Raw genomic sequence first — 6,278 nt, forward strand, 5'->3', positions numbered from 1 at the left:
TGTTATTCCATGGTTTGTTGGAAGCAGGGAGTTATGTCACGCAGACTCGGATAAGCTTCAAGGATTTGGATGCAAGCGCATTTAAAGCTGCATGGTTAGCGGTAATAGAGCGGCACAATATTTTTAGAACGGCATTTGTAGGAATAGAGCAAGGGAATGCGCATCAAAGGGTGAGCGCACATGCGGTACTGCCTTGGAAGGAAGAAGATTTAAGGGAGATGTCACAGGCGCAGCAGCAACATTATTTAGACGATTATCAGCGTATGGATAAGCGCAAAGCCTTTGCGATAGATGCAGCACCACTGATGCGCTTTAGCTTATTTAATGTAGGAGATGAACATACGTTGCTCTGGAGTTACCACCATGCGCTACTGGATGGGTGGTGTATTCCGTTGGTATTTAAGGAGATAAAGCAATGTTATGAAGCGCTGTGTGCGGGTATACCGTTAGCAAGTGGAGCGCCAGAATACAGCTATAGAGATTATGCTCAGTGGCTGAGTGAGCAAGACAAGGAGGAGACGGTAGCGTTTTGGCGAGACACGTTAGCACCGCTGAGTAGCCATACTCAGTTGCCAGCGGAGCAAGGAGAGGTGGGAGCAGGAGAGGGCGAGTATCGCATTGAGTTTAGTGTATCAGAGACGGCGGCGTTACAACGGTTGGCGGCGGAAGCGAGAACGACGTTAAATATAGTCGTACAAACGGCATGGGGTGTGTTGTTGCAGCGCTATGGCAACCAAGGTGCGGTGGTGTTTGGTTCGGTGACGTCAGGGCGGCCGGCAAGTCTTGCGGGTGTCGAGTCGATATTAGGTTTGTTTATCAATACAGTACCGGTGGTCGTAGAGAGCGGTGCAGAAGAGACGGTGCTTGGGCTATTGCAGGCGCAGCACGAACAGCAAGTGGCACGAGAAGGGCATAGCTACTATCCGTTGTATGAAATACAAAAACAGTCGCCGTTGGGAGAGCCTCTGTTTAATAGCGTATTTGTATTTGAGAACTATCCGGTTGATGCGCAGTTAAGTGAAGCGGATGAGCAGTCGGGGCTAGAGGTTACGACAGCGGAGACAACGGAAGGGACGAACTACGACTTAACGGTAGTGGCGCATGTATCGGAAGGGTTGAGTATTCGCTTAGAAGGCGGGGCGGGGCACTATAACTCGGCGAGTTTGGCACGTTTAGGCGGACATTATAAGCGTTTGCTATTGGGGTTGACGAAGGCCTTGAAGGTTGCGGAGGTTGAGCTTTTAAGTGAGCGAGAGCGGTCTTATTTGCTCACGGAGTTGAATAGTACAGCTCAGGATGTTGAGGTGCCGAGCTGTTTATTGCATGAGTTGTTTGAGCGTCAAGCAAAGAGCCAACCGGATGCGGTGGCGGTAGAAACCGCCAGTGAAAGTATCAGCTATGGTCAGCTCAACCAACGTGCGGAAGCTGTCAGCCAGCATTTGTGCGCAAATTCAATATACCAAGTTGGGGATACCGTAGGCGTATATGTTGGGCGTTCGACAGATATGATGGTGGCAATACTGGCCATTTTAAAAGCGGGAGGTACGTACTTACCTTTAGAGCCCAGCTACCCAATTTCTCGAACTGAGTATATGTTGCAAGATTCGGAGGCGACTTGTGTACTTACCGACTCACCCCTTGAGTCTGATCTTAAGCATTTAGCCTTGGAACGTATTTGTGTTGCAAATGCTGTACAGACAGTCGTGGGAGAGGGTTGTAGTCAAAGTAGAGGAAAGTTAAGCGATACAGCTTATATTATCTATACCTCAGGTACGACAGGCAATCCAAAAGGAGTGGCTATTGCGCATCAAAGTGTGACTGAACTTGCGGTAGCCTTGAAAAAACGCTTACCTACAGGTCGAAATGCTCGTGTATTGCAGTTTTCAACCCCCTGTTTTGACGCTTCTGTTTTGGAGTGGGTGTGGGCATTGACGCAGGGCGCAAGTCTTCACATTTGTGGCGAGCAGGAAAGAGCAAACCCAGATCTTATGGCACGCTATCTCGTGCAGCAGAAAATTACGCATACATTACTAACTCCATCTTATCTTGCTCATCTACCATTTCGAGAGGATTATCACTTTGCAGCCTTGGCTGTAGGTGGAGAGGCTTGTGATGAGGAGCTAGGCTGGCGTTGGGCATGTCATTATCCAGTTTTTAATCTCTACGGCCCAACCGAAATCACCGTGTGCGCCAGTATTGCTGAAATTTATGAGAACGAACAGATCACTATTGGGCGGGCAATGCCAAATACTGAGCTATATATCTTGGATCAATCACAGCAGCTTTGCCCTTTTGGTGTTGCAGGAGAGTTGTACATTGGTGGTAATGGTGTAGCCAAAGGTTACATCAATAGAGCAGAGCTTACTGCTGAAAGGTTTGTAACATTGCCTAACTTAGCCCCTTGTAAACGTCTTTACCGGACTGGAGATTTAGTGCGTTACCTTGAAAGTGGTGAGCTTGAATATTTAGGCCGAGCTGACGAACAAATAAAAATTCGAGGATATCGCATTGAGCCTAGAGAGGTTGAACGTCAATTAGCGCTATTAGAGCAAGTTAACAAAGCGGTGATCAAGATAGATAAAGATGGTCAAGGTCACAATCGAATGCTTGCTTATATAGAGCCGATAACAACGGTGGGCCCTGATTTTGTTAGCCACATTAAGTCGCAATTACGCACTAACTTACCTGCTTTTATGGTGCCAGCAGCCATCATTACAGTTGAGCAATGGCCGTTACTTCCAAGCGGTAAAGTTAATAAGGCAGCTCTGAGCTATGAAATTGATAACGTGGAATCTGCGGTTAAAGCTCCCCGTGATGAGATTGAGCAAGCGCTAGCTGGTATTTGGCAACGTCTTTTGAGTATTCCCTACGAACAAATTAGTGTTGATGCTCACTTTATGGAGCTTGGAGGGCATTCATTACTTCTGATCCAATTACTGGCTGAAATCAACGATTATTGGTCACTAGAATTAAGCTTAGCAGAGCTGATCGCTCATCCAGAGATCGCTACATTAGCTGAGAAAGTACGGCAACTTCTGACGATACGAGACCTTAACAGACAAGCCAGTTTAGCCACTGTGATAGAGGAAGGGACGTTGTAATTCGTCCCTCTTTCCCTAATGCAATGGGTTAAAGTTTGCCCAAATAATGATATTGTGTTAAATATTGGTTGTTTTAAATTAACATGTTAGTATCTAAGTGTTATTAAAGTTAATATTTTGTCCGGATTCCCCTTGTTGACAGAGTAGCCGCCAAAATAAGTGTGAAAACAGCTCATGTAGTGGAGGTTGTCTAAATTTTCTGCGCAGTCACACGTGCGTAAGACAGGCCTTATTTGATGCTCAATAATAAGAATGAAAGCCTATTAGGGAAAATAATCTATGAGTATCAGTCAGCTAGTTGCAAGTGCCACGTCTTCAGGTGTGTACCTATATACAGAAGGCGGGCAGCTGAAATATAAATTATCGGTTGCTTCATTTCCTGAAAATCTCAAGCAAGAAATACTGGCAAACAAACAAGAAATTATTCATTTTTTAACAAAGAATGAGATTAATCCTAAGTCAACTATATCTGCGCTGGCATCTCATGACGGTCATTTCCCTCTCTCTTTTGCTCAGCAGCGCCTGTGGTTTATCGATCGCTTTGAAGGGCAGAGTGCACAATACAACATACCTAAGGTGATTAAAGTCGCAGGTGATTTCTCGGTTGATATTGCAGAACGAGCCATTAAGAAATTGATTTGGCGGCATAAAGTATTGCGAACCACTTACGGAGAGGTTGAAGGGGAACCCTTTCAGCAGATAAATCAAGAATTCAAATTTAAGATCAACCGCATTGATCTTTCTGCACTTGAGGCACAGTATCAACAACGTAAATTAGCTGAGTTGATCCGATATGATGCAGAAAAGAGTTTTGACTTGGCAACTGAGCTAATGCTACGGGTGAGTTATATTATAGCTGGCCCAGATAACCAAAATACTCTGTTATTTAATATGCATCACATCGCCTCTGACGGCTGGTCGATGAATATATTTGTACGTGAGTTTGTTGCTGAGTATCAAGCGCTGCAAATGGGACAAGAAACCAGACTTACTCCATTGGCTATCCAATATATTGACTTTGCTGTGTGGCAACGGCAGTGGCTAACAGAAAGTCGCTTAGCGGAGCAGTTACGTTACTGGCGACAGCAGTTATCAGGTGCTCCGTTATTGCATCGTTTACCTTTGGATTATCCTCGCCCAGAGCGCAAAGGTAATGAGGGAGCCAGAGTGTTCAGTCGCTATTCTACTGCGGCTATAGAGGCTTTTGCCATGCGCCATGGAATGACCCCCTTTATGGTTTTTCATGCAGCCCTGAGTATTGTACTTTGCCGTCACAGTAACCAATCAGAGTTTATTGTTGGGACTCCGTTTGCAAATAGACAAAACACAGCACTGGCACCGCTAATTGGCTTTTTTGTCAATACCCTAATTTTAAAGTCATCTATCAAACATGATACTGTCGCTGCATTTTTAACTCATATTCGTGATACCAATTTAGCCGCGCAAAGCTATCAAGACTTACCGTTTGAGCAGATTGTAGAGCATTGCCAAGTTGAGCGTAGCGTGCAGCATACTCCTATTTTCCAAGTGATGCTGAGTATGTTTCAGGGTGAGTCGTCAAGCAAGCCGAGCCTATCCCTTCAGGGAGTGGAGTTCGAGGAAGTCTTATCAGATAACATTACTACCAAGTATGACTTAGACATCAGCATTTCCCTGTCCGAATCTGGCTGCAAACTCACTTGGGTCTATGATACCGAGTTATTTAATGAAGAAACCATAACTCAATTTGATAGGCACTTCGGTAATGTTTTGGACAACCTTCTAACGCAACCTGTGGAGCAGCCCTTAGTAGAGTTGGAACTCTTAAGTGAGCGAGAGCGGTCTTATTTGCTCACGGAGTTGAATAGTACAGCTCAGGATGTTGAGGTGCCGAGCTGTTTATTGCATGAGTTGTTTGAGCGTCAAGCAAAGAGCCAACCGGATGCGGTGGCGGTGGAAACCGCCAGTGAAAGTATCAGCTATGGTCAGCTCAACCAACGTGCAAACCAATTGGCACGACAACTACAGCATCAAGCAGTGCAGCTAGGAGATGCGGTAGGGATATTGCTAACGCGCTCGGTGAATATGGTTGTGGCAGTGTTGGCAGTATTAAAAGCTGGAGGACGCTATGTCCCACTGGACCCTAATTATCCCAAACAGCGACTGGAGTATATTGTTGCAGATACGCAGTTGCAGCATGTTATTTGTAACGAGCATACTCAAGGGCTGTTGGATATCGCAGGTGTCACTCTGTGGCAGCTAGACGCCACTAAACTACAGCAGGACTTAGCACAACAGTGTAGAGACAACTTAGGCCGTCATCCGCAAGCTACGAGCGACCAGCCAAGTTACCTTATTTATACATCAGGCTCGACAGGTAAGCCAAAAGGGGTAGTGATAGCGCACAGGAATGCGTTGGCGATGGTGCAGTGGGCAGGAGAGTTTTATCAGCCGGAAGAGTTAGCGGGGGTGTTGGCAAGCACGTCACTTAACTTCGACTTATCGGTGTTTGAGTTATTCGTTCCACTGAGCTTTGGTGGCAAAGTAATCTTAGTGGAAAACATTCTGACTCTGCTAAACGAAGACATAGCGGGTATTAGTCTAATTAATACAGTGCCGTCGGGAATAGATGCATTGCTGGCGGCGCAGCGGCTTCCTAGCTCGGTTCTGAGTGTCAACTTGGCAGGAGAGCCACTGGCACAGACAGTAGTAGAGAAGTTATTTAGTGGGCGAGAGTTACGGCGAGTTGTGAACTTGTATGGACCGTCAGAGGATACGACGTACTCCACTTACTATGAAATGACAGCGGCACCGGAGCAGGCCCCAAGAATAGGTCGTCCGGTGTCCAATACGCAGGCTTACGTACTGGGAGAACAAGGAGAGCTGTTACCGTTTGGAGTAACGGGTGAGTTGTATTTAGGTGGTGCGGGCGTGGCTTGTGGTTATCTTAATCAGCCACAGCTAACGGCACAGCGTTTTATTCCAGACCGCTTTAGTCACAACACAGATGCACGACTTTATCGTACAGGAGACTTAGTTCGATATGACCAACAAGGAGAGTTGTGTTTTATAGGGCGCGTTGACGAGCAGGTGAAGTTACGAGGTTTTCGTATTGAGCTTGGGGAAATAGAGCATCACCTAAATAGCCATGATGCAGTAATAGAATCGCTAGTGTTAGTGGTAGAAGAGGCAGGAGAG

At 46.1% G+C, this 6,278-nt stretch carries 2 protein-coding genes; both read left to right on the forward strand.

Annotation, left to right across the window (positions count from 1 at the left end):
- Window positions 1–3,101, forward strand: a 3,101-nt coding sequence (locus L3V43_RS23440) for an amino acid adenylation domain-containing protein (RefSeq protein WP_237117518.1), incomplete at its 5' end; no start/stop codon positions are given.
- 279 nt (window positions 3,102–3,380) lie between these two features.
- Window positions 3,381–6,278: amino acid adenylation domain-containing protein (locus L3V43_RS23445; protein ID WP_237117519.1), on the forward strand; the 2,898-nt coding region annotated here is incomplete at its 3' end.

The sequence above is a fragment of the Pseudoalteromonas sp. L23 genome (assembly GCF_021728455.1).
Classification (GTDB): Bacteria; Pseudomonadota; Gammaproteobacteria; order Enterobacterales; family Alteromonadaceae; genus Pseudoalteromonas.